22 protein-coding genes, 1 tRNA gene, 1 other RNA gene and 5 pseudogenes are annotated in these 22,172 nt (G+C 43.4%); 15 read left to right on the top strand and 14 right to left on the bottom strand.

Annotated features, from left to right (window positions below):
* Window positions 1-68: 68 nt before the first annotated feature.
* From smpB to AB4H76_RS06235, 3 genes are all read left to right on the top strand, one after another.
* Window positions 69-551 (top strand): SsrA-binding protein SmpB, encoded by a 483-nt coding sequence (smpB, locus tag AB4H76_RS06245; protein WP_000162574.1) that lies wholly within the window; start codon window positions 69-71, stop codon window positions 549-551.
* A gap of 214 nt (window positions 552-765) precedes the next feature.
* Window positions 766-1,128: a transfer-messenger RNA gene (gene ssrA, locus AB4H76_RS06240) on the top strand.
* A 123-nt stretch (window positions 1,129-1,251) separates the two neighbouring features.
* Window positions 1,252-1,734 carry a hypothetical protein gene (locus AB4H76_RS06235; protein ID WP_121689818.1) on the top strand — a complete coding sequence of 161 codons (483 nt, stop codon included), beginning with the start codon at window positions 1,252-1,254 and terminating at the stop codon, window positions 1,732-1,734.
* 26 nt (window positions 1,735-1,760) lie between these two features.
* Here AB4H76_RS06235 and AB4H76_RS06230 read toward each other — a convergent pair whose 3' ends face one another.
* Both AB4H76_RS06230 and AB4H76_RS06225 read right to left on the bottom strand, forming a co-directional pair.
* Window positions 1,761-1,979, bottom strand: coding sequence for an ogr/Delta-like zinc finger family protein (locus AB4H76_RS06230; RefSeq protein WP_000980501.1), 219 nt, complete (start codon window positions 1,977-1,979; stop codon window positions 1,761-1,763).
* Window positions 1,980-2,047: 68 nt separating this feature from the next.
* Window positions 2,048-2,803 (bottom strand): annotated as a pseudogene (locus tag AB4H76_RS06225) (contractile injection system protein, VgrG/Pvc8 family); the annotation flags it as partial.
* On the opposite strand from AB4H76_RS06225, the gene AB4H76_RS06220 reads away from it, so the two are divergent.
* Together AB4H76_RS06220 and AB4H76_RS06215 are read left to right on the top strand one after the other, a co-directional pair.
* Window positions 2,684-3,055, top strand: a complete 372-nt coding sequence (locus AB4H76_RS06220; protein ID WP_407290608.1) for a gp53-like domain-containing protein — start codon at window positions 2,684-2,686, stop codon at window positions 3,053-3,055. The pseudogene AB4H76_RS06225 and the gene AB4H76_RS06220 overlap by 120 nt on opposite strands.
* Complete coding sequence (locus tag AB4H76_RS06215; RefSeq protein ID WP_407290607.1) at window positions 3,056-3,496, top strand: tail fiber assembly protein; 441 nt, start codon at window positions 3,056-3,058, stop codon at window positions 3,494-3,496.
* Here the strand turns inward: AB4H76_RS06215 and AB4H76_RS06210 are convergent.
* The 11 genes and pseudogenes from AB4H76_RS06210 to AB4H76_RS06160 all read right to left on the bottom strand — a co-directional run.
* A pseudogene (locus AB4H76_RS06210) lies at window positions 3,448-3,780 on the bottom strand (baseplate assembly protein); the annotation flags it as partial. The gene AB4H76_RS06215 and the pseudogene AB4H76_RS06210 sit on opposite strands and share 49 nt — an antisense overlap.
* A complete protein-coding gene (locus AB4H76_RS06205; protein WP_000177590.1) occupies window positions 3,767-4,126 on the bottom strand; it encodes a GPW/gp25 family protein in 360 nt (119 codons plus the stop codon). The gene AB4H76_RS06205 and the pseudogene AB4H76_RS06210, both read right to left, overlap by 14 nt.
* The gene (locus AB4H76_RS06200; RefSeq protein ID WP_000993775.1) at window positions 4,123-4,701 is read right to left on the bottom strand and encodes a phage baseplate assembly protein V; all 579 of its coding nucleotides are present in this window, start codon (window positions 4,699-4,701) and stop codon (window positions 4,123-4,125) included. The genes AB4H76_RS06205 and AB4H76_RS06200 overlap by 4 nt, the downstream gene beginning before the upstream one ends.
* Before the next feature lie 68 nt (window positions 4,702-4,769).
* A complete protein-coding gene (locus AB4H76_RS06195) occupies window positions 4,770-5,216 on the bottom strand; it encodes a phage virion morphogenesis protein (RefSeq protein WP_000829141.1) in 447 nt (148 codons plus the stop codon).
* A complete protein-coding gene (locus tag AB4H76_RS06190; RefSeq protein ID WP_001039935.1) occupies window positions 5,209-5,640 on the bottom strand; it encodes a phage tail protein in 432 nt (143 codons plus the stop codon). The genes AB4H76_RS06195 and AB4H76_RS06190 overlap by 8 nt, the downstream gene beginning before the upstream one ends.
* Complete coding sequence (gene lysC, locus AB4H76_RS06185; protein WP_224620943.1) at window positions 5,603-5,851, bottom strand: Rz1-like lysis system protein LysC; 249 nt, start codon at window positions 5,849-5,851, stop codon at window positions 5,603-5,605. Before lysC ends, AB4H76_RS06190 begins: the two co-directional genes overlap by 38 nt.
* Window positions 5,736-6,164, bottom strand: a complete 429-nt coding sequence (gene lysB / locus AB4H76_RS06180) for an Rz-like lysis system protein LysB (protein WP_001080935.1) — start codon at window positions 6,162-6,164, stop codon at window positions 5,736-5,738. The genes lysC and lysB overlap by 116 nt, the downstream gene beginning before the upstream one ends.
* Window positions 6,161-6,538 carry a DNZ54_00345 family protein gene (locus AB4H76_RS06175; protein WP_000727853.1) on the bottom strand — a complete coding sequence of 126 codons (378 nt, stop codon included), beginning with the start codon at window positions 6,536-6,538 and terminating at the stop codon, window positions 6,161-6,163. The genes lysB and AB4H76_RS06175 overlap by 4 nt, the downstream gene beginning before the upstream one ends.
* A 1-nt stretch (window position 6,539) precedes the next feature.
* Window positions 6,540-6,701: pseudogene (locus AB4H76_RS06170) on the bottom strand (glycoside hydrolase family protein); the annotation flags it as partial.
* Window positions 6,692-6,898 (bottom strand): annotated as a pseudogene (locus AB4H76_RS06165) (phage regulatory CII family protein); the annotation flags it as partial. The pseudogenes AB4H76_RS06170 and AB4H76_RS06165, both read right to left, overlap by 10 nt.
* Before the next feature lie 32 nt (window positions 6,899-6,930).
* Window positions 6,931-7,173, bottom strand: a complete 243-nt coding sequence (locus tag AB4H76_RS06160; RefSeq protein WP_000102105.1) for a Rha family transcriptional regulator — start codon at window positions 7,171-7,173, stop codon at window positions 6,931-6,933.
* A gap of 121 nt (window positions 7,174-7,294) precedes the next feature.
* Between AB4H76_RS06160 and AB4H76_RS06155 the strand changes: the two genes are divergently transcribed.
* The 8 genes from AB4H76_RS06155 (at window position 7,295) to AB4H76_RS06120 (ending at window position 17,449) form a co-directional block, all read left to right on the top strand.
* Window positions 7,295-7,927 (top strand): phage repressor protein CI, encoded by a 633-nt coding sequence (locus AB4H76_RS06155; RefSeq protein ID WP_088551304.1) that lies wholly within the window; start codon window positions 7,295-7,297, stop codon window positions 7,925-7,927.
* A gap of 2 nt (window positions 7,928-7,929) precedes the next feature.
* On the top strand, window positions 7,930-8,946 hold the full coding sequence (locus tag AB4H76_RS06150) for a site-specific integrase (RefSeq protein ID WP_059320301.1): 1,017 nt from the start codon (window positions 7,930-7,932) through the stop codon (window positions 8,944-8,946).
* 4 nt (window positions 8,947-8,950) lie between these two features.
* A complete protein-coding gene (locus AB4H76_RS06145) occupies window positions 8,951-10,009 on the top strand; it encodes a hypothetical protein (RefSeq protein ID WP_059320302.1) in 1,059 nt (352 codons plus the stop codon).
* A gap of 324 nt (window positions 10,010-10,333) precedes the next feature.
* Window positions 10,334-11,563, top strand: a complete 1,230-nt coding sequence (locus AB4H76_RS06140) for an integrase domain-containing protein (RefSeq protein ID WP_001062342.1) — start codon at window positions 10,334-10,336, stop codon at window positions 11,561-11,563.
* A 282-nt stretch (window positions 11,564-11,845) separates the two neighbouring features.
* Entirely contained in the window at window positions 11,846-13,402 is a 1,557-nt protein-coding gene (locus AB4H76_RS06135) for a recombinase family protein (protein ID WP_341514714.1), read from the top strand.
* A complete protein-coding gene (locus tag AB4H76_RS06130; RefSeq protein WP_000936465.1) occupies window positions 13,392-14,288 on the top strand; it encodes a ParB/RepB/Spo0J family partition protein in 897 nt (298 codons plus the stop codon). Before AB4H76_RS06135 ends, AB4H76_RS06130 begins: the two co-directional genes overlap by 11 nt.
* A complete protein-coding gene (locus AB4H76_RS06125; protein WP_000614783.1) occupies window positions 14,285-15,181 on the top strand; it encodes a ParB/RepB/Spo0J family partition protein in 897 nt (298 codons plus the stop codon). The genes AB4H76_RS06130 and AB4H76_RS06125 overlap by 4 nt, the downstream gene beginning before the upstream one ends.
* Before the next feature lie 1,105 nt (window positions 15,182-16,286).
* A protein-coding gene (locus AB4H76_RS06120; RefSeq protein WP_085947771.1) for an IS3-like element IS3 family transposase occupies window positions 16,287-17,449 on the top strand; the annotation gives its coding sequence in 2 pieces (ribosomal slippage) (window positions 16,287-16,548 and window positions 16,548-17,449; 1,164 coding nt in all).
* A 514-nt stretch (window positions 17,450-17,963) separates the two neighbouring features.
* Here AB4H76_RS06120 and AB4H76_RS06115 read toward each other — a convergent pair.
* Window positions 17,964-18,039: transfer RNA gene (locus AB4H76_RS06115), tRNA-Ile, on the bottom strand.
* 559 nt (window positions 18,040-18,598) lie between these two features.
* Between AB4H76_RS06115 and AB4H76_RS06110 the strand changes: the two are divergent.
* Window positions 18,599-20,847: pseudogene (locus AB4H76_RS06110) on the top strand (alpha-amylase family glycosyl hydrolase).
* A 335-nt stretch (window positions 20,848-21,182) separates the two neighbouring features.
* Window positions 21,183-22,160, top strand: a complete 978-nt coding sequence (glaH, locus tag AB4H76_RS06105) for a glutarate dioxygenase GlaH (protein ID WP_001400873.1) — start codon at window positions 21,183-21,185, stop codon at window positions 22,158-22,160.
* The last annotated feature ends 12 nt before the right edge of the window (window positions 22,161-22,172 follow it).

Genomic DNA, 22,172 nt, shown 5'->3' with positions numbered 1-22,172 from the left:
AGCCTTGTCCCCCGCAGGATTGATATGGGGTGTTTTCGATTTCAGATTACCGATGATTCACGACGCTTATGACGAAGAAAAAAGCACATAAACCTGGTTCAGCGACCATCGCGCTTAACAAGCGCGCCCGTCACGAATACTTTATCGAAGAAGAGTTCGAAGCGGGACTTGCCCTGCAAGGCTGGGAAGTTAAATCCCTGCGCGCAGGAAAAGCCAATATCAGCGACAGCTATGTCCTTCTGCGTGACGGAGAAGCGTTCCTGTTTGGCGCAAACATCACGCCAATGGCAGTGGCCTCCACGCATGTGGTGTGCGATCCTACCCGTACCCGCAAGTTACTTCTCAACCAGCGCGAACTGGACTCATTGTACGGTCGCGTCAATCGAGAAGGCTATACCGTAGTGGCGCTCTCCCTGTACTGGAAAAATGCCTGGTGCAAAGTGAAAATCGGCGTCGCCAAAGGTAAGAAACAGCACGATAAACGTTCAGATATCAAAGAGCGCGAATGGCAGGTGGATAAAGCGCGTATCATGAAAAACGCCCACCGTTAAACCTGCACTCCAATTATTGACCAGTTCCTCACCGCGCCTCCCTCTCCGGCGGCGCGAATGAACATCTTATTGGCTATCACATCCGACACAAATGTTGCCATCCCATTGCTTAATCGAATAAAAATCAGGCTACATGGGTGCTAAATCTTTAACGATAACGCCATTGAGGCTGGTCATGGCGCTCATAAATCTGGTATACTTACCTTTACACATTGGGGCTGATTCTGGATTCGACGGGATTTGCGAAACCCAAGGTGCATGCCGAGGGGCGGTTGGCCTCGTAAAAAGCCGCAAAAAATAGTCGCAAACGACGAAAACTACGCTTTAGCAGCTTAATAACCTGCTTAGAGCCCTCTCTCCCTAGCCTCCGCTCTTAGGACGGGGATCAAGAGAGGTCAAACCCAAAAGAGATCGCGTGGAAGCCCTGCCTGGGGTTGAAGCGTTAAAACTTAATCAGGCTAGTTTGTTAGTGGCGTGTCCGTCCGCAGCTGGCAAGCGAATGTAAAGACTGACTAAGCATGTAGTACCGAGGATGTAGGAATTTCGGACGCGGGTTCAACTCCCGCCAGCTCCACCAAATAAATCAAGGGGTTACGTGAAAGCGTAGCCCCTTTTTCTTTGGTAATGGCGGCAAAATGGCGACAGACTTTTGCGTCCATCTTGCCTGTCGCCATCTTGAAATCATGCAAAGAGGTTTCACATGGAAGAACTTCACTTTGTTTACATCAATGCAAATGGTCGTATCGCTGTTCACTCTATACAGAGCATCAGTTATAGCGAAAATCATATACAGGGCATTTGTAAGAACACCGATCGAATAAAAACCTTCCGAAAAGACCGCATTCTTAAACAGTACGATTCACCAGAACAAGCCATTCAGGAATGCGCGTCAATCCTCCCCGAAAGCTACTCACATCTCACTAAGCAGTCTGGTCCGAAAAAAAATACATTCGATGTGTGTTTCACCGGATTTAAGAAAGCAGATAAAGAAAGATTGGTTGATAAGGCGAATGAACAAGGATTAACGGTAAGAACCTCTATAACCCAAAGCCTTCAGATGCTCTGTTGCGGTTACAATGCAGGCCCATCAAAAGTATCGGCAGCCAGGATGAAAGGCACAATCATCATAGATGAGCCTGGCTTTATACATTTTCTTGAAACGGGTGAGATCCCAGATGAATAAAAACCTGCCGTAGCAGGTTCTCTTTCTCAAAAATTCATATGCCCCTGACCACCTGGCAATGGATGTGGAGGAGCAGTAGCAATCAGTGCGGGTGTCACAATAAACCGGACCACTGTTTCATGAGTAACAAAAGTGCTCCCGCAGTTAATATTTTGGCACTGGCAGTAACGCTCTTTGGTGCTTTCAGTTACTTGAAAACTGCTCCTTGTGTGTGCCGCATGACCACACTTTGGACAATTCATCATATCCAGATCCCTACCTTTGCTATCAGAATCATTGTAATGATACACAAAATATCAATATTGAGAACACTTTATTCCATTTCGAGATCATCAATCTTCACTTCGAGTTCAATACTGGTTGTAAAACCGTTATCCGGGCTGACGGTATGTGTCAGAGTCGTAATGGTCCATTCCGCATCATCTATCGGCTGTTTAAAACCACTGACCTTCACAGGCATTTCCGTGTAGAGATCTGCCCGCCCTTCTGCCAGTTGTAGCGAAAATGACGCAACGCCGCGTTGCAGGCGTTCCCACTGCATTTTCGCCGCTCGTTCGGCGTTGCTCCGGTTGGCATAAGTGCGATTAAGTACCAGCACGTTTTCATCCGTACCCACCAGGTAATCACCCTGCTTCGCTTCTGGCTCTTTCTTCTGCTTCTTAGTTCTGCGCTTACGCTTCACCGTGGTGCTTTCTTTCTTCGCAGGTTCGCGGGTATGCAACCAGCTGGCAATTACGCCCGTGTAGGCTCCGCGATCTGCCAGGGTAAATCGGTGACTGTCGCCGTCCTTGCGTGTGATAGTGATCACTGGCAGAGGTTTACCAGTGGCGCTTTTGCCCTGCCCCTGCCGGATGAATAACAGATTGCCATTTTTCACCGACGCGATGGCACCGTACTGTCGCGCCAGCCGCATCAGAAAACTGCCGTCACTCTCATTAGTCTGGTCTATATGCTCCACGGGCTTATCCGACAGGTCTTTACCCAGTGCCATCTTCAGCTTGTGCCGCGCGGCTATTTCCTTCACCACTTCCCCGACGGTGGTCTTATGCCACGATTTTTCACGGCGGGTAACAGGGAGTTTATTATTCAGGCATCTCAGATATCCAGCTCAGCAAGCAATGGTGTTATTACCTTCCCATCCGCATTTCCAAATGCGTGTATTGCGATTTTTGCGCATGACTTTGCGACAGCGTCTACGGATTTATCGAATGTTCGGTTCTATATGCCAGGAAGAACATCAGCATCATGGACAGGGCAAAATATGAGTACAGGCAGTGAATCATCACCTGCAACATGGTGTTGGCTGGCAATTGGCTGGTAAATGGAGAAAACAATGAAATATTTTACATCTGCTCCGATTGCTCTTTATAACCCCGATATATCCTCTTATATACCCGGTGACGCAGTAGAAATCAGTGATGAAGTATATGACGCACTTATTGCTGGTCAGGAGGCAGGAAAGAATATTACGGCAGACAGTAACGGACTGCCTGTACTGGCAGAACCCGCACAACCAACTCATGATGAATTGGTTGCAGCATCTGAATTAATGAAACAGCATCTGATTGATGCTGCTATGGCTTCCATCAGTCTGATTCAGCTGAAATTGCAGGCCGGACGTAAACTGACGCAGGCAGAAACAACCCGCCTTAACGCTGTGCTGGATTACATTGACGCGGTGACGGCAACAGATACCAGCACCGCGCCGGATGTCACAGCATCATTATCAGCAGGCGTCACCGTCAGGCGTGTCACGTTGTAGTTGGCAGCGAGCTGGTCAAGATCGCCGCCCATCGCGTAAGCCACCATCACCGCCTGCGCGGCTTCGTTAATGCGCTGGCGCAGAAGCAACTCACGGTAAACGTTCTCCTGCAACAATTTAGTGGCGGGTTCAGATTCCAGTTCCAGCGTGCGGATCACTGCTTCCTGCTCATCTTTCGGATGAAGCGCCACAAATTCTGCCTTGCGTTCGGCAAGCAGCGTCTCAAAGTCCGGCACATCCACAATCTGCGGTGCAGGCAACTGCGAAAGGTCAATCACTGCCATTCTCTGCTCCTGTTGATACGGAAAGGGACACAGGCACACCGTTATTCCGCCGCCCGGTCAGCTCCACCACCATTGAACCGTCAAAATTGCTGTTGATGGTGATGGAATCCAGCGTCAACCGTGGCTCCCAGCGACTCAGCGCCACATACACTGCCGACATGACCTGCAGGCGTAATGCCGGATTTTGTGGCTGATCTATCAGTGCCGACAGCAGGGAACCATATTCCCGGCGGGCAATACGGCTACCCTGCGGTGTCAGCAGAATGTCCCGCACCGACTGGCGCAGATGATCAATATCAGTAATGACTTTGCCGCTGGTATTGTTCATCCCGCTATAAAGCGTCATACCGGGCCTCCGGTTGTATCGCCGCCTTTCAGGACGCCAGTATGCTGATGCGCATCAACCACGATCCCGTTAGAACTCATCGCTCCGCCGCCCTGGGTAACGCCACCATTGATCACCACTTCGCTGTTAATGCGCGTGCGGTCAGCCTCCAGTACAAACTCACTGGTTTTCATGGTGATGTTGTCAGCAGCCTCAATGACCATTGATTTGATGCCCCTGACATACCAGCGCCCGGTGGCGGGTTCGTATTCAAACCAGCCACCGTCAGGATGTTCTGTCACGCAGGCGTCCGCCGACGTCGACGGTGGTGCGAACTGATTCGAATAGACAGCGGGCAGCGCAAAGGCGGTTTCCAGATTGCCGCCCAGACTCAGCAGCACCACCTGCTCACCTTCCGATGGTCGCCACCATGTACGGGCATTCCCGGCACGCAGCGTCAGCCAGCTGATCCAGTTGGTTTCAAGCTCGCCCGTTTTCACCCGGCAAAGCCAGTTTTCCCTGTCCACTTCGGTGACTACCCCTGTGCGGATCAGGTTGGTGATAAGGCGCATGATTTCGGTTAATTGTGCGTTCATAGGGAAAGGTTGCCATCAGGGGAAGAAAGGCGGCAGTGCTGCAACTTGTATCAGTGCTGATACAAAGATCACCCCGCCAGCCATTGCAGAATCATGTCGCGGGTCATTGCCTCAACATCATCATTTACACCCAGAAGGCGACGCTCTGCGTAACGCACCTCCGGTCCCTTACGACTGACGCGATCTCGCAGGCCGTAATGGTGAACGCGGGCAATGCGCTGCACCTTGCCTTCAAACTGCACGCTGGCAGAGTCGGTGCTGGCAGCAGTTTTCAGGTATTTTGTGGTGCGCAGCTTTGCAAACATCTGACGTTTGATACGGCCTTTTTTACTGCGTGCTGTTACCCGTCGCGGTTCATAGCTGCTGCCGTCAGGGTTGCGCTGCATCCTGATATTCTGCTGCTGTGTCCGGCGAAGTTCCTGCGCCAGCTGGCGCATCATGCGGCTTCTCGAGGCTGGTTCCAGATTCGCCAGCAAGGCACTCAGCCAGTCGTCCACCTTCTGCAGTTCAGCCACGTTTCACCGTCCACATTTCTTCAGGTGCATCAGGTTCCGCTATAGCTTCAACGCTCGACACACTGCCGTCAGTGCTGACCAGCACACGTTCCGTCAGTTGCAGGTTCAGGCTGATATCACAGACATCGTTGCGCAGAATATCCACCTCAAAGGTGAATAGCTTTTCCCGTAACGCCGGGTTATTGATGGCATCGGGCTGGTTATCCCTCAGCCACAGCAAAACCGGGGCCATCAGCAGATTCTGGTCGCCGCTGAAATCCTCAATCACCGCGTTCAGTGTGTAACGGTACTCCCACGACATGGAGCTGGCCCCCGTGGCAACCAGCGAACCGTTATCCACAAACAGATGCAGTTTGTCCGGGTTATTGCGGACATAAGGCACCGCTTTATTGAGGGCGTGGCGCAGGGATTGTGGTTTGTTCACTGTTTCGCTCCTGACACGCAATAATCATGTCCACTTTGTCTGCACAGACCGCCCAGGCGGCCTCCGTTTCATCCAGCAACGCGTTCAGATCACCGTTAGTGCGCGGCGTTGCCTGATCCAGCCGACACGGCGTCACTCGCGGACAACCACTGACGGTAAGCCATACCTCCGGTGAGTGCCGGACGTTTCCGCAGCCGGATAATGTCAGCAGGCAAAGGAGTATCAGCCCAGCGGCGTAAATCCTCGTTCTCACGTTTCAGTTCCTCGATCCGGTGTTGTCGTTGTCTCAGCAGCGTGCTGGTCTGTTCTGCTTCGGCATAGAGCCGCGCCTGCTCCCGGTTATTGGTTTCAGTCAGAATGGACAGGCTGATAAGCTGGCTGTTGCTCTTTGCCAGTGCCTGGCTTTTGCTCTGCAGCTCGTCTGCCTGCGTGCTGATGGTCTGGCTGGCATCAGCCAGCCGCCACGTCTGCCAGCCCAGCGCCGCCAGTAATAACGTCAGCACAACCAGCAGCAACCGGTTCATGCTGCTACCTGTTGCGCCATCTGATTACGGGTGATCCAGAAGGCAATAACGGTCAGCAGATAAAAGACCAGGGTAATAGCCCACCCCGTCCAGGCGAGACTTACAACAATCAGCAATCGCATCACCCAACTGGTAAATACGTTTTCTTTTCGGGTAATTGTCTTCAGCAAAGATGCCCTTAACTCCTGCCAGAGCGGGCCATTCTTAATTAACGCAGCCAGCGCTACCGGAATTACCGCCCATGTCAGCAAACAGGCTACCCAAACGCCGGACGCTGCCAGTACCGGAAAAATCCCCTGCGGATACACCATTGCTGCGATTAACAGCGCCATCCATAACATCAGAAACAGTCCGCTGATTAATTTCTTTTTCATTTCAGTTTGCTCCCTGTAAACACCAGGCCATCTCCCGCGCACGGCGGTTATCCAGCCCCTGATTAAAAACACCTTTCACATAAACCCAGCGCGGCAACTGTCGGCATGCATCCGCCCAGCGCCGCTGATTGAGCAATTTCACCAGCGTGGAACTACCAGCGTTGAATCTTCAGTCAGATCGGTAAGCAACCAAATTTCTGGTGCGGTTAATAAATGAGGCTGAGCTGGGTTCAGCTTGTTCCGCAGAATCTGCACATTCATGCCTGCACGTTCTGCCAGTTGCACCAGGTTGTGACGCAGTGCAAAAGCCCTACAGGCTTCATCGAAATGCGGATGTTTGGAAATCTTGTAATCAAACATGGTGCCCCCTTAGAAAGTTCCCATAATTGAACTTACTTACCAACAATGACGCGGAAGTTGGAATGACCGAGGGATTCACGGACCTGATCAGTTTTGTACATCAGATAACGAAGGCTTACGCGGCCTTTATTTTTTTCTTTCTTGACCATGTACTTAGCAAGTTGACCATGGTGAATTTTTTGGTAAACAGAGCCACGGGAAATGCCCTCCCACTCTGCGAACTCTGCAGGCGTAGCCATCTCTTTTGGTACACGAATTGAAATATCAGTACTCATAGTGCAGTATCTCTTACTTTGTGTGCGTGTTAGTTCGTTTTAGCCCGTCTCTTTAACTCTCATATCAAGAGACATGAAGACATTACGATCTTGATTCAAGATTGTCAAATGGAGATTACCAATGTTAAACATCAGAATGGGTTCCGATACGGGAGGTAAGGCAGCTATTGAGAGGCTGCTTAAGGCTTATGGATTCACAACTAAGCAGGCATTAAGCGAGCACCTGAATGTCTCAAAAAGTACTATGGCAAACAGAGTGTTACGTGACAGCTTTCCTGCTGACTGGATAATTCAGTGTGCACTAGAAACCGGTGTTTCGTTACTTTGGTTAGCCACAGGACAGGGAAGCATGAAAGAAGGATACGAGTCTGAGAAAAGATCTCATAACGAGAACAAACAAGCAATTAAACCGTTATCCAAACTCATAACTCCATCTATTCCTAAAGGAACCTTGGAAAATGGGCAACTCAGTATTGATGAAGAGATTTTCCTAGACCACAGCATATTACCTGCAGATTATGAAGAATCGATGTTCTTAGAAACCCCTACTGATTGTTATCTCATCGATAAATCAGTTAAACAAGTCAGCAATGGATTCTGGCTTATCAATATTGATGGAATGATTATTATTGCAAAAATCATGCGGATTCCCGGCAATAAAATTGTAGTAAATCAAGATGAAGCGTCTTTCGAGTGCTCTGCTGATGATGTGGAAGTTATTGGGCGTGCAGTCAAAGTAATAAAGAGTATCTAAACATGACTGTCAGAAAACAGCCAAACGGTAAATGGTTGTGCGAGTGCTATCCCAATGGACGCAATGGCAAGCGCGTGCGTAAGCAATTTGCTACGAAAGGCGAAGCCATTGCTTTTGAAAGCTTCACAATGGAAGAAGTGAACAAAAAACCATGGCTGGGGGAAAAGGAAGATCGGCGACACCTATCAGAATTAATTGAGCAGTGGTATTCCCTGTATGGTCAAACACTCGCAGACCCCAAGCGCCTCATGGCGAAACTTAGAATTATCTGTAATGGTCTAGGCGATCCCATCGCCTCAGAACTGACAGCTGGTGACTTTACGAAATACCGTGAAGCACGGTTAAAAGGTGAAGTACGAAATGAAGATGGCACGCTTATGTCGCCCGTTAAGCCCCGCACGGTAAACCTTGAACAGCGCAATCTATCATCGGTGTTCGGTACATTAAAAAAACTAGGACACTGGTCAGCACCAAACCCGCTGGCAGGACTTCCGACCTTCAAAATTGCCGAAGGTGAGCTAGCTTTTCTTTCCGCGGACGAAATCAAACGCCTGCTTAATGCCTGCGCCGAATCTCAAAATGCCAGCCTACTAATGATTGCAAAAATATGTTTGGCTACTGGTGCACGATGGAGTGAAGCAGAAAACCTGCAGGGTCACCAAATATCGAAATACCGAATTACTTATACAAAGACCAAAGGCAAGAAAAACAGAACAGTACCGATATCACAGGAACTGTATGACGAACTCCCGAAGAACAGAGGGAAGTTATTCACGCCATGTAGAAAAGCCTTTGAACGAGCAGTAAAGCGAGCCGGCATCGAGTTGCCAGAGGGCCAGTGCACCCACGTACTGCGCCATACATTCGCCAGCCATTTTATGATGAACGGCGGAAATATACTGGTACTGCGAGATATTCTTGGTCATGCTGACATAAAAATGACGATGGTTTACGCTCACTTTTCTCCGGATCATCTTGAAGATGCTGTAACAAAAAACCCTTTGTATACTTTGGTTTAACAAAATGAAAATTAAACTAACATCAATCATTGCCTATACCATTATATCTATTATTATTGCACTAGGTTTAGTGTATACCAATAGACCAAGAATCTTTGTTTTATTTAGCATATTTCATATCCTTGGTGTGGTTGTTATATTCTATTATTTCAACTGGTTAAAACTTAATGAGAAAAACCTATTAAAGCAGCCATTATTTATAGCTTCAATTATCATACCGTTAGAAATGTTTATTTTGTATGGCCTTTGGGCATGGAAAGGTCACAGTTTAGATTTTACGTCAGAAGGCTTTAATCAATTCTTAGATATCTCTAAATTACCATTGTTAATTTTAGCTTCTTCTGTTCCTCTTGCATCAATAGTAAATAATATACACAGAACAACTCAGACAGAGAATCAGATTGAAAAAACACAAAAACAAATCAATCTTGTAATTGAAAAGAATAAAACTGATTCTTATTACTCACATCTAAAAAGTTACGCGGATATTTTTAAAACACTACCGGCTTTTAAAATATCAAGATTAAACAAAAATGATGGAAGCACGGAATACATTGAATTATCTGTCGTTCATCCTTACACTCTCTACAAAAATATATTCAAATCATCTTCAATCGATAATGGATATAGCACCACGGTCGAAGATGGCTTCATAAAAAAAACAAAACACCTTTATAACAAAATAAACAAAAGCCTTACATCAAAAAATACTACTCATGATATCCAATTATCTAATCTGCAACTAATAGAATCACACATAATTGAACTATGCCGATTACTTGGGATTGACTATAAATACCAAGAACATCTATTTCTAATAATTTTTGAGAATCCCAAACATAATATAGAATCAATAACTATCTCATATAGTGATGAAAAACAACTTAAGCAAATGCTTTGGGGGCTAAGAAACATTCTCATTGAACTATATATTTTAATTGACGAAGACCCCAATATTTTTCTAGCAAGCAAAAATACTGGTAACGTCATCCCTGATTATGCCCTATATTTTGAAAATCTGTTTACACACATTCTCCCTATCTCAAATGAAATGCGTATGTGATGGCGACAAAATGGCGACAGCGAGTTAAAAATGGATAAAACCCCCAAACAAAGGAAAACACTAACCCACTGTTTTAAAATATAAACATCTGTTTTTCCTACAGTGATAATGGTATGTAGGAATTTCGGACGCGGGTTCAACTCCCGCCAGCTCCACCAAATATTGATGTACTGAAGTTCAGTAAAGTCTACTAAGCCCGCACAGCACAAGCTCTGCGGGCTTTTTTACGTCTATTGTAGTCTAGTGAGAATTGCTGAGAACTACGAGTTATGGCACCCTGAATGGGACCCACGAAGATGGGTCCTAAAATCGAGGGTCCCAAACATGGCCAAAATCGCTAAGAAGCTCACTGACACTGAAATCAAAAGCACCAAACCTGCCGAAAAAGAGGTTAACCTTTTTGACGGCGATGGTTTGCTGTTGCGAATCGCTCCCCTGGCGAAGGGAGGGAAGAAAAATTGGTATTTCAGATATGCAGTGCCTGTGACCAAAAAGCGAACTAAGGTGAGCTTAGGAACCTATCCTCACCTTACACTTGCGAAGGCACGAGCTTTACGTGATGAATACTTGTCGTTGCTTACAAATGGTATAGACCCCCAAGTTCATAACAACCAAAAAGCCAATGCACTGAAAGATGCCACGGAACATACATTTCAAGCAGTAGCCAAGAAGTGGCTTGATGAGAAAGTCAAAACGTCAGGCATCTCCCAAGATCATGCTAACGACATCTGGCGAAGCCTAGAGAGAAATATCTTTTCCACATTGGGTGATACCCCAATTAAGGAGATTCGCCCTAAAATGCTTAAACAGCATTTAGAACCCATAGAAAAACGAGGTGTCCTTGAAACACTTCGCCGCATCATATCCCGCCTGAATGAAATTTTCCGCTATGCAGCAACAGAAGAACTCATAGAATTCAACCCGGCAGACAACCTGGGGCAACGGTTCAGCAAGCCAAAAAAACAGAATATGCCAGCATTACCCCCTTCCGAACTCCCTCGCTTCTTGGTTGCTCTAAACAATGCTTCTATCCGTTTGGAAACAAGGCTACTGATTGAGTGGCAACTTCTCACATGGGTTCGCCCAGGTGAAGCTGTTCGCACAAGATGGTCAGATATTGATATTGAAACTGGCATGTGGAACATCCCGGCGGAGTTTATGAAAATGAAGAAGCCTCACAAAGTTCCACTGAGCAAAGAAGCTTTGCGAGTTTTGGATTTAATGAAAGTCATCAGCGGGCATAGAGAGTGGGTGTTCCCCAGTATCAAAGCTCCACTCAATCACATGCATGAACAAACAGCTAATGCGGCCATAATCCGTATGGGTTTCGGAGGTGAGCTTGTAGCTCACGGTATGCGATCCATTGCTAGAACGGCTGCTGAGGAGTCTGGCAAGTTTAGGACTGATGTCTTAGAAGCCGCCCTTGCCCACTCGAAGAAAGATGAAATAATTGCAGCCTACAATCGTGCAGAGTATCTCACTGAACGGGTGGTTCTCATGCAATGGTGGAGTGACTATGTTTCGTCTCAAAAATGCAAAGTTATTGCCGCATAACTCTCCCATGATGGATTAACTATCTTGATTTAGTTAAAGAATTAATAATCACACCATTAACCTATGTGGACTAAGCATAGCCATTTACAAATGGGGACATTGAGTCCACATAACGAAAGCTGTCGGTCATATCAGCTAAATAATTCACATCTCTTCTCGATTATCATACACCTCGAAGATCTACCAAATTCGCTCTAATCAATGATAAAACAGTTGAATTCGGTTGAAATTTGATCAATTTTATCCACTACATTGTATTGAATCATCCATGAGGTTTCGTGCATGGCTAGCGAAAATGACAAAAATCATAGAGTTAGGGTCGCGCAGTACTTGAGGATGTCTACCGACCATCAGCAATATTCTTTACATAATCAGTCCGAATATATCAAAGATTATGCTGAAAAGAACAATATGGAAATCGCTTATACCTACGATGATGCAGGTAAGAGCGGAGTCAGTATCGTAGGCAGGCATTCTTTGCAGCAGTTACTTAGCGATGTAGAACAAAAGAAAATAGATATACAGGCTGTATTATTTTATGATGTGAGCCGTTTTGGTCGTTTTCAAAATAGTGATGAAGCGGCATATTATTCCTTTCTATTTGAGAGAAATGGTGTAGATCTTATATATTGTTCCGAACCTATACCCACTAAAGATTTCCCTTTAGAGTCCTCTGTTATACTGAATATAAAAAGATCTAGTGCTGCATATCACAGCAGGAATCTATCTGAAAAGGTATTTATAGGGCAAGTAAATTTAATAAAGCTTGGTTATCATCAAGGCGGTATGGCTGGTTATGGGCTGAGACGTCTTTTAGTAGACGAAAATGGCATAGCTAAAGAAATATTGAGTTTCCGCAAAAGAAAGAGTATTCAAACAGATAGGGTAATATTAATTCCGGGACCAAAAAATGAAATAAAAATTGTAAATAGAATATATGATCTCTTTATAGATAATAACGTCCCAGAATTCATTATTGCTGAGAGATTAAATGAACAGAACATACCTGCAGAAAATGGAACATTATGGACTCGTGCAAAAATACATCAAATTTTGACAAATGAAAAATATATTGGAAACAACATATATAACAAAACCTCATCTAAATTAAAAAGTAGGCTTGTAAAAAACCCCAAACATGAATGGGTTAGATGTGACAAGGCATATAAACCTATTATTTCAAAGAAAAAATACAATAAAGCTCAAGAAATAATTCAGCTCCAATCCATTCATTTGACTAATGAAGATCTATTAGAAAAACTAAAACAAAAATTAGAATCTAATGGAAAACTATCAGGCTTTATCATTGATGAAGATGATACAGGCCCTTCATCTTCTGTTTATAGAACCCGATTTGGTGGTCTTTTAAGAGCATATACTTTGATTGGTTATAAGCCAGAACATGATTACAGCTATCTCAAAATAAATGAAGCACTAAGATCATTTTACTCAGAGATAATTGAGGATTTTAAGGGTGAAATTTTAAAAAGTAACTGTCATATAGACGAGTATAAATATGCCCCAATGCTTTACATCAATGATGAGTTTTTAATTTCCGTCCTTGTTACTAAATGCATACATATGAAATCAGGTAAACTTAGATGGAAAGTCCGGTTTGATAACTCACAGAAAGCAGACATAACAATTGTTATACGAATGAATTCACAAAATATTTCACCTCTTGATTTTTATATCATACCAAAGATTGAAAACGAATATAATAAAATGTGCATGACGGAAACAAACAACATTCGATTAGATCTCTATAGATTTGATAATCTTGATAAACTTCTACAAATTATTACTCGCATGAAAGTGAGGGAACTATATGCTGCCTGAAAAAAATGAATTCCCAATAATTCAAATTGAGATTGCAAAAATAAAATTTCTTAACCCACGAACAAGAAATAAGGTAGTGCATGAAGAAATAAAGGAAAGCATAAAAAAAAGAGGATTAAGCAAGCCAATAAGCGTAAGAGCTATTGATGAAGGCGATTTCAAATATGCTTTAATTTGTGGTCAAGGGAGAATAGAGGCTCTCGTTGCATTAGGTGAAACTATTATTCCAGCAATTATAAGAGATGTATCAGAAGAAGATGCTTACGTTATGAGTTTAGTTGAAAACATTGCAAGGAGAAGACCACGTTCTAATGAGTTATTACAGGTGATTAAAGACATGAAAATCAGAGGACTTTCAGACTCCGAAATAAGTGAGATTACTGGATATTCATCGAACTGGGTGAGCAGTATTAATATGCTACTTGATAAGGGAGAGCATAAACTTCTCTCAGCAGTCGAACGGGGTAATTTGCCTCTGTATCTCGCAGTGCAATTTGCAAGATGTGAAACTGAGGAAGCACAAGATATTCTTACCGAAGCATATGATAAAAAATTAATAAAAAGTCGGGACATTATAAAGATAAAACACATTCTAAATCAAAGAACAGTTGGGAATAAAGGTGCAAAAGCAGCCGGATTTTATTATCACAAACCATCAAAAAGGATGACTGCAGAGGAGTTGATTGAGCTTTATGAAAATAGTATCGCTGAACATAAATCTGTTTATAACAACTCAAAATTCATAAAAACCAACCTACTAATAGTAAATGAGATTTTTAACATCATAATGATGAATAAAAGCTTTCAACATATACTTGAACAAGAGAATCTTTCAGAACTACCATCTCAGATATTAACCCCAGTAAACAAAGAGGTATTAAAATGATTCAGATACGTTTTGGCGATAATTTTATTTACCTGGAAACTAATAAGTTAATTCCATCTAAGGAATTATTAGAAAACGTAAAGCGAAGCCATAAATATCATCAAATAGTTACCTCTATCGAAAGCTTAGGTATTATTGAACCAATAATAGTATTCTATGACAAAGATAAAGATGTCACTAAGATACTTGATGGCCATTTAAGGGTTGAGGCTTTAAAAGACTTAGGTATAGAAAAAGCTCCATGTATACTTTCGAGCATAGATGATGCTTTCACTCCTAACAAACAAGTGAATCATATAAATGTAGTTGAAGAACATAGAATGATAATTAAGTCTCTGGCAAAAGTATCAATTGAAAAACTTAGTGCTGCTTTGGGCATATCTGTTGATGCCATAAAAGATAAAGCGAATGTGATGAACGGCATAGATCCAAGTGTAATTGCGAAACTTTCTGATAAACCTATACCTAAGGCTACATTTGACGTTTTGAGGAAAATGAAGCCAATTCGCCAAATTGAAGCAGTCGGTACAATGATTAATTTTGATAATTATAGTAAAAAATTTGCAATGAGCATCTTGGATGCAACACCGGCATCGATGATAGTAAATAAAGGGAAAAACACTCCCTATAAAAAGGACATAAAAAAAACCATACTTCGTCTGGAACAAGAAATGGCAACAACTTCGGAAGAAACGAAAAAGCTTCAAACCGAGTATGGTTCAGATATGTTGAAATTCGTTATAATCCAGTCATATATTAATAAATTACTTGGCAATTCTAAAGTTCTTCATTGGTTCTTAGAAAACGAGGTTGATTATCTTAATGAGTTAAAAAGAATTTCTAGAATAAATTCTTTGGATGATAAGACTCTTACTGAAAACAGCAAGTCATAGTCATGGTTTTATATAGCCTAAATAAACCAAGAAGTATACTTACACAACGACCTTCACGCCGAAGAAGCTGTCAGATACGCCAGCAACCAAAGCATTACGTTTAAGTGTCAGTCATTGATACGAAGGGATAACTGCGTATCAGCAGCCGGACATTGAGTCGAATAAAGGCTGGTAGAGAGGGACAGTTCTGTGTCACCGGGAGATTCGTCAGAAACATCAGCGGCAGAACAGATGAACCAGCAATTGGTAGTGCACAGAAAACTCTCCAGTATTTAATTATTCAACTTAACACTAAAAAAAATCACATAGTTAATATCATAATTTTTCTTTGGTCTACGTATGCGAGAGATATTGTGGCTTTAACCGGGTATTAGGAGTCGTTTCAGATAAAAGATGTTCTTCGATTCGACTGGACTTGGTAATAGCAATAAGTAATCGTTAATATTGAAGGACGAAAGGCTACTTCAAAACAAAGTAACCTTTCCAATATTCCCATCTATGGGACAAGTGGTACATTAACTGCACATAGTGCAGGATACATATGACATAAAACTTTTTATTTATGGCATACATTATAAATAACTTGTATTTTATGAATGTCAATAGGTTCTTGTTTAATACTTTTAAAATTATTAATTGATTGTTTTTATTATAGCTTCGCTTGTACAAGCGAAGATCCTATTGTTCTTGAATGAATAATGCCAATTATAAGAGAAGCAAGGGCTAACTCTGCGAAGCCGCTGCGCTTGCTTCTTCGAGTTCCCCTTGCTTTTCTGCCCTTCGGTTATAAAAGAAGCCAAACTGCTACCAACCTTGAATCTCTATATTTTTGAATAGACAAACATTACCCGCTCCCTTAATCACCACTATCAAAAATAAAAAATCATCTTACAAATAACCCCATACACATCATTTTAGATTGCGACCTTATTAAATTAAAAATTCAACCTTAGATGGAATTTAATGTACAAGGAATGTCCTACTGTAACGGAGAATTTTAAACATTAAAAATTACAACTATGGTTTGTCATAGCCTGTACTGATCTTACCCAGCAATAGTGGACACGCGGCTAAGTGAGTAAACTCTCAGTCAGAGGTGACTCACATGACAAAAACAGTATCAACCAGTAAAAAACCCCGTAAACAGCATTCGCCTGAATTTCGCAGTGAAGCCCTGAAGCTTGCTGAACGCATCGGTGTTACTGCCGCAGCCCGTGAACTCAGCCTGTATGAATCACAACTCTACAACTGGCGCAGTAAACAGCAAAATCAGCAGACGTCTTCTGAACGTGAACTGGAGATGTCTACCGAGATTGCACGTCTCAAACGCCAGCTGGCAGAACGGGATGAAGAGCTGGCTATCCTCCAAAAGGCCGCGACATACTTCGCGAAGCGCCTGAAATGAAGTATGTCTTTATTGAAAAACATCAGGCTGAGTTCAGCATCAAAGCAATGTGCCGCGTGCTCCGGGTGGCCCGCAGCGGCTGGTATACGTGGTGTCAGCGGCGGACAAGGATAAGCACGCGTCAGCAGTTCCGCCAACACTGCGACAGCGTTGTCCTCGCGGCTTTTACCCGGTCAAAACAGCGTTACGGTGCCCCACGCCTGACGGATGAACTGCGTGCTCAGGGTTACCCCTTTAACGTAAAAACCGTGGCGGCAAGCCTGCGCCGTCAGGGACTGAGGGCAAAGGCCTCCCGGAAGTTCAGCCCGGTCAGCTACCGCGCACACGGCCTGCCTGTGTCAGAAAATCTGTTGGAGCAGGATTTTTACGCCAGTGGCCCGAACCAGAAGTGGGCAGGAGACATCACGTACTTACGTACAGATGAAGGCTGGCTGTATCTGGCAGTGGTCATTGACCTGTGGTCACGTGCCGTTATTGGCTGGTCAATGTCGCCACGCATGACGGCGCAACTGGCCTGCGATGCCCTGCAGATGGCGCTGTGGCGGCGTAAGAGGCCCCGGAACGTTATCGTTCACACGGACCGTGGAGGCCAGTACTGTTCAGCAGATTATCAGGCGCAACTGAAGCGGCATAATCTGCGTGGAAGTATGAGCGCAAAAGGTTGCTGCTACGATAATGCCTGCGTGGAAAGCTTCTTTCATTCGCTGAAAGTGGAATGTATCCATGGAGAACACTTTATCAGCCGGGAAATAATGCGGGCAACGGTGTTTAATTATATCGAATGTGATTACAATCGGTGGCGGCGGCACAGTTGGTGTGGCGGCCTCAGTCCGGAACAATTTGAAAACAAGAACCTCGCTTAGGCCTGTGTCCATATTACGTGGGTAGGATCACATAGCCACGCTCCTGTAACGCTCACAAAACTCATCTGCCTGCGGCGGGTGTTCTGGTCAGTAGTAGATGTTTAAGGCGTGGCAGAGACATTTCATCCTTACTCTACGGCATTGTTCTACATACATTGGTTGTGGTACTCACTTATCATCAGTGAGCGAACAGAGAATAGTTCAGTGATTTGAGTAATTAACCTGATTAAATGAAGGGGTATAATAAATGATAATACTCTGGCTTTATCGTTAATTACTTAATTCCACATGTAAGCAATTTGCCCGCTTGGCATAGCAGGCATTTTTTCCAGGTACTTTTGAATGAGTACTGATGGATAAATACATTGCAGTGGCGTGCCACGTACCAAAACACCAGCCCTCATTCGAAACCACCCACCGCACTTCTTCCTTGAAATGGCGTTAGTCATGAAATATAGACCGCCATCGAGTACCCCTTGTACCCTTAACTCTTCCTGATACGTAAATAATGATTTGGTGGCCCTTGCTGGACTTGAACCAGCGACCAAGCGATTATGAGTCGCCTGCTCTAACCACTGAGCTAAAGGGCCTTGAGTGTGCAATAACAATACTTATAAACCACGCAATAAACATGATGATCATATGATGTAAATAACAGATTTTTATGCGTTCCCATTCACCTTGGGTCGTGATTACACGCGACATAAAACCCGACACCGCCTCCATTCGCAAAGTCGATACTCGCAGTCAACAAGCAAATGTTAATAATTAGCACTATCTATAGTTATCATCGATTCAATGATACTTTGTAATGATTTTGTATCTAATAATATAACTTTATTACATTAGCTGAAGAGTTTTCGCATCATTATGATATCTGTTACTTTTCACTCCATAAAAATAAACTTCGTATAGCAATATATTCTTTCATAGATCTTATTCTGCTAATCATTAGTTTCGTATGAGCGATTTTTGACAGTTGCCTCTCCAGACCACATCGATAATTAATAAAACAGATTTAAGCATTATCCTTTTCCATATAAATATTGGATAAAAGTAGGACATCTGTTTGCAATTACTTTCACAACAATTAAACATTTTTATGTTTCCGTATACATCATATTACTCTACCATTAGAGGAACTTTATTATGTTTTCTATAAAACCAGGACCCAGAAATTTACCTATCGACAACCCCACATTGTTATCATGGAACATTACTGACGGGGATCTAAATTCCAAATTAAATACATTAGAATATCTAAACTGTATAACAAATATTATTAATTCTTGTGGAGTTTACCCTCAAGGATTAAAAGACAGAGAAATTATATCAACTTTTCACGCAGAAAAAGTTATTAATGATCTGTTAAAAAACGATTATAAAATTTCCCTTTCTCCAGATACAACTTACCGAGAGTTGAATAAAGCAGCACAGCGTAGCATTACAGCGCCAGACAGGATAGGAGAAAGAAAAACATAGGTTTATCAACGAGATACAATGATTGAAAGAGGTGATAACAGCGGTGTTTATCAGTATGGTCGTGCTGAACATTTCACCCACATTATATCTGACAAACCTTCCCCAAAAGATAAATATGTTGCATATGCTATTAACATTCCTGACTATGAGCTGGCAGCCGATGTATATAATATTAACGTGACGTCACCTTCCGGACAGCAAGAAACATTTAAAATATTAATCAATCTAGAACATCTACGGCAAACACTTGAGCGTAAATCTCTTACTGCTGTTCAGAAATCACAATGTGAAATCATCACCCCCAAAAAACCTGGCGAAGCGATTCTTCATGCTTTTAATGCCACCTACCAGCAGATCAGAGAAAATATGTCTGAATTTGCACGTTGCCATTATGGGTATATACAAATCCCTCCAGTGACAACTTTCCGTGCCGACGGACCAGAAACTCCCGAAGAAGAAAAAGGTTACTGGTTTCACGCTTATCAACCCGAAGATCTTTGTACCATCCACAATCCAATGGGAGATTTGCAGGATTTTATCGCATTGGTTAAAGATGCTAAAAAATTTGGTATCGATATCATTCCTGATTATACCTTTAACTTTATGGGAATCGGGGGTAGTGGTAAAAATGACCTGGATTATCCCTCTGCTGATATACGAGCGAAGATCAGTAAAGATATAGAAAGTGGTATCCCTGGCTATTGGCAAGGTCAGGTTTTGATTCCATTTACTATAGATCCAGTAACAAAAGAACGTAAACAAATCCATCCAGAAGATATACATCTCACTGCAAAAGACTTCGAAGCAAGTAAAGATAATATTTCTAAGGATGAATGGGAAAACCTCCATGCATTAAAAGAAATCGTTTAAATGGAATGCCTAAAACAACCCCCAAAAGTGACCAGGTTATTATGCTGCAAAATCAATACGTTCGTGAAATGCGAAAATATGGCGTACGAGGCTTACGTTACGATGCAGCAAAACACTCAAAACATGAACAAATAGAAAGATCAATAACCCCACCGCTTAAAAATTATAATGAGCGATTACACAATACTAACTTATTTAACCCAAAATATCATGAAAAAGTCGTTATGAATTACATGGAATATCTGGTAACTTGTCAGTTGGATGAAGAACAAATGTCATCGCTGCTTTATGAAAGAGATGATTTAAGCGCCATTGATTTTTCATTGCTCATGAAGACGATAAAAGCTTTTTCATTTGGTGGCGATCTCCAAACCCTTGCATCAAAACCGGGTTCCACAATCTCAAGCATCCCATCAAAAAGACGGATATTGATTAACATTAACCACGATTTTCCTAACAATGGCAATCTTTTCAATGACTTTCTATTTAACCATCAACAAGATGAACAATTAGCAATGGCATATATGGCCGCTCTCCCGTTCAGCAGGCCTTTAGTTTACTGGGATGGCCAAGTATTAAAATCAACGACTGAAATTAAAAATTATGATGGGTCGACGCGTGTTGGCGATGAGGCGTGGCTTAATAAAGGTTGCTCTACCTATCAGCAGCTCTACAATGAATTCCACGCATTATATATAGATAAAGCAGGAATATGGAGCGCATTTGAGGGTGTATTTGCAACTAAAAACGTTCTGGCCTTTAGTCGTGGGGATTCTGTGAACATTAATCACTCTCCTCATGATGGACTAATTATAATAAATAAAGGAAACGAAGAAGTTGAAGGTGCCTGGCCTAACAAATTGCAACCTGGAAAATATAAAAACATGGGGAGTAATAGCGTTAACATTATTATTAATACCCGAAAAATTATCCCCCCTGGTAAAGCATTTATGCTTAGAGGCGGAACTCTAAATATCAATATTCCTGGGCGTAGCGCTCTTCTTTTAGGGAAAACAGGAGAACCGCTGAACTATCTCTATTTGTAATTTAATGTTATATCTGCCCCGCTAAAACGGGGCAGATAATATGTTTAGTTTACTAACGGTCATTTTGCATTGAAGCCATTTACTGTTTTTTATCGACCAGATAATCTGTTCTCTGATGGTAACTCCCCCTAACCTATTGCTTTAGTTATTCATTTCCTGTCTCACTTTGCCTTAATACCCTACGTTAAATGTTACTAATTTGTTGCTTTTGATCACAATAAGAAAACAATATGTCGCTTTTGTGCGCATTTTTCAGAAATGTAGATATTTTTAGATTATGGCTACGAAATGAGCATCGCCATGTCACCCTACATCTCATAAGAGGATCGCTTCTGATGAATGCACTGACCGCCGTACAAAATAACGCTGTCGATTCAGGCCATGACTATAGCGGATTCACTTTCATCCCGTCGGCGCAATCCCCGCGTCTGCTGGAACTTACCTTCACCGAACAGACGACCAAACAGTTTCTCGAACAGGTTGCCGAATGGCCCGTACAGGCGCTGGAGTACAAATCCTTTCTGCGTTTTCGGGTAGGCAAAATTCTTGACGATCTGTGTGCGAATCAGCTGCAACCATTGCTGTTGAAGACCCTGCTAAACCGTGCTGAAGGTGCGCTGTTGATCAATGCGGTGGGTATCGATGATGTGGCGCAGGCAGATGAGATGGTGAAGCTGGCAACGGCGGTAGCGCATCTGATTGGTCGCTCAAATTTCGATGCGATGAGCGGTCAGTATTACGCGCGTTTCGTGGTGAAAAATATCGATAACTCAGACAGCTATCTGCGTCAGCCGCACCGCGTGATGGAACTGCACAACGACGGCACGTATGTCGAAGAGATCACCGATTACGTGCTGATGATGAAAATCGATGAGCAAAACATGCAGGGTGGAAATTCGTTGCTGCTGCATCTCGATGACTGGGAACATCTGGACCACTATTTCCGCCATCCACTGGCGCGTCGCCCGATGCGCTTTGCCGCGCCGCCGAGCAAAAACGTCAGCAAAGATGTTTTCCATCCAGTGTTCGACGTTGATCAACAGGGTCGCCCGGTGATGCGCTATATCGACCAGTTCGTCCAGCCAAAAGATTTTGAAGAAGGCGTGTGGTTGAGCGAGCTTTCCGATGCCATTGAAACCAGCAAAGGCATTCTTTCTGTACCCGTTCCCGTTGGCAAATTCCTGTTGATAAACAACCTGTTCTGGCTGCACGGTCGCGACCGCTTTACTCCGCACCCGGATCTGCGCCGTGAACTGATGCGTCAGCGTGGCTATTTCGCTTACGCCTCTAACCACTACCAGACGCATCAGTAAGCGCAAAGGAAT

Source organism: Escherichia sp. UTM R2, assembly GCF_048593455.1.
GTDB classification, from domain to species: Bacteria; Pseudomonadota; Gammaproteobacteria; order Enterobacterales; family Enterobacteriaceae; genus Escherichia; species Escherichia coli.
This window is presented reverse-complemented; position numbering and strand designations above follow the sequence as displayed.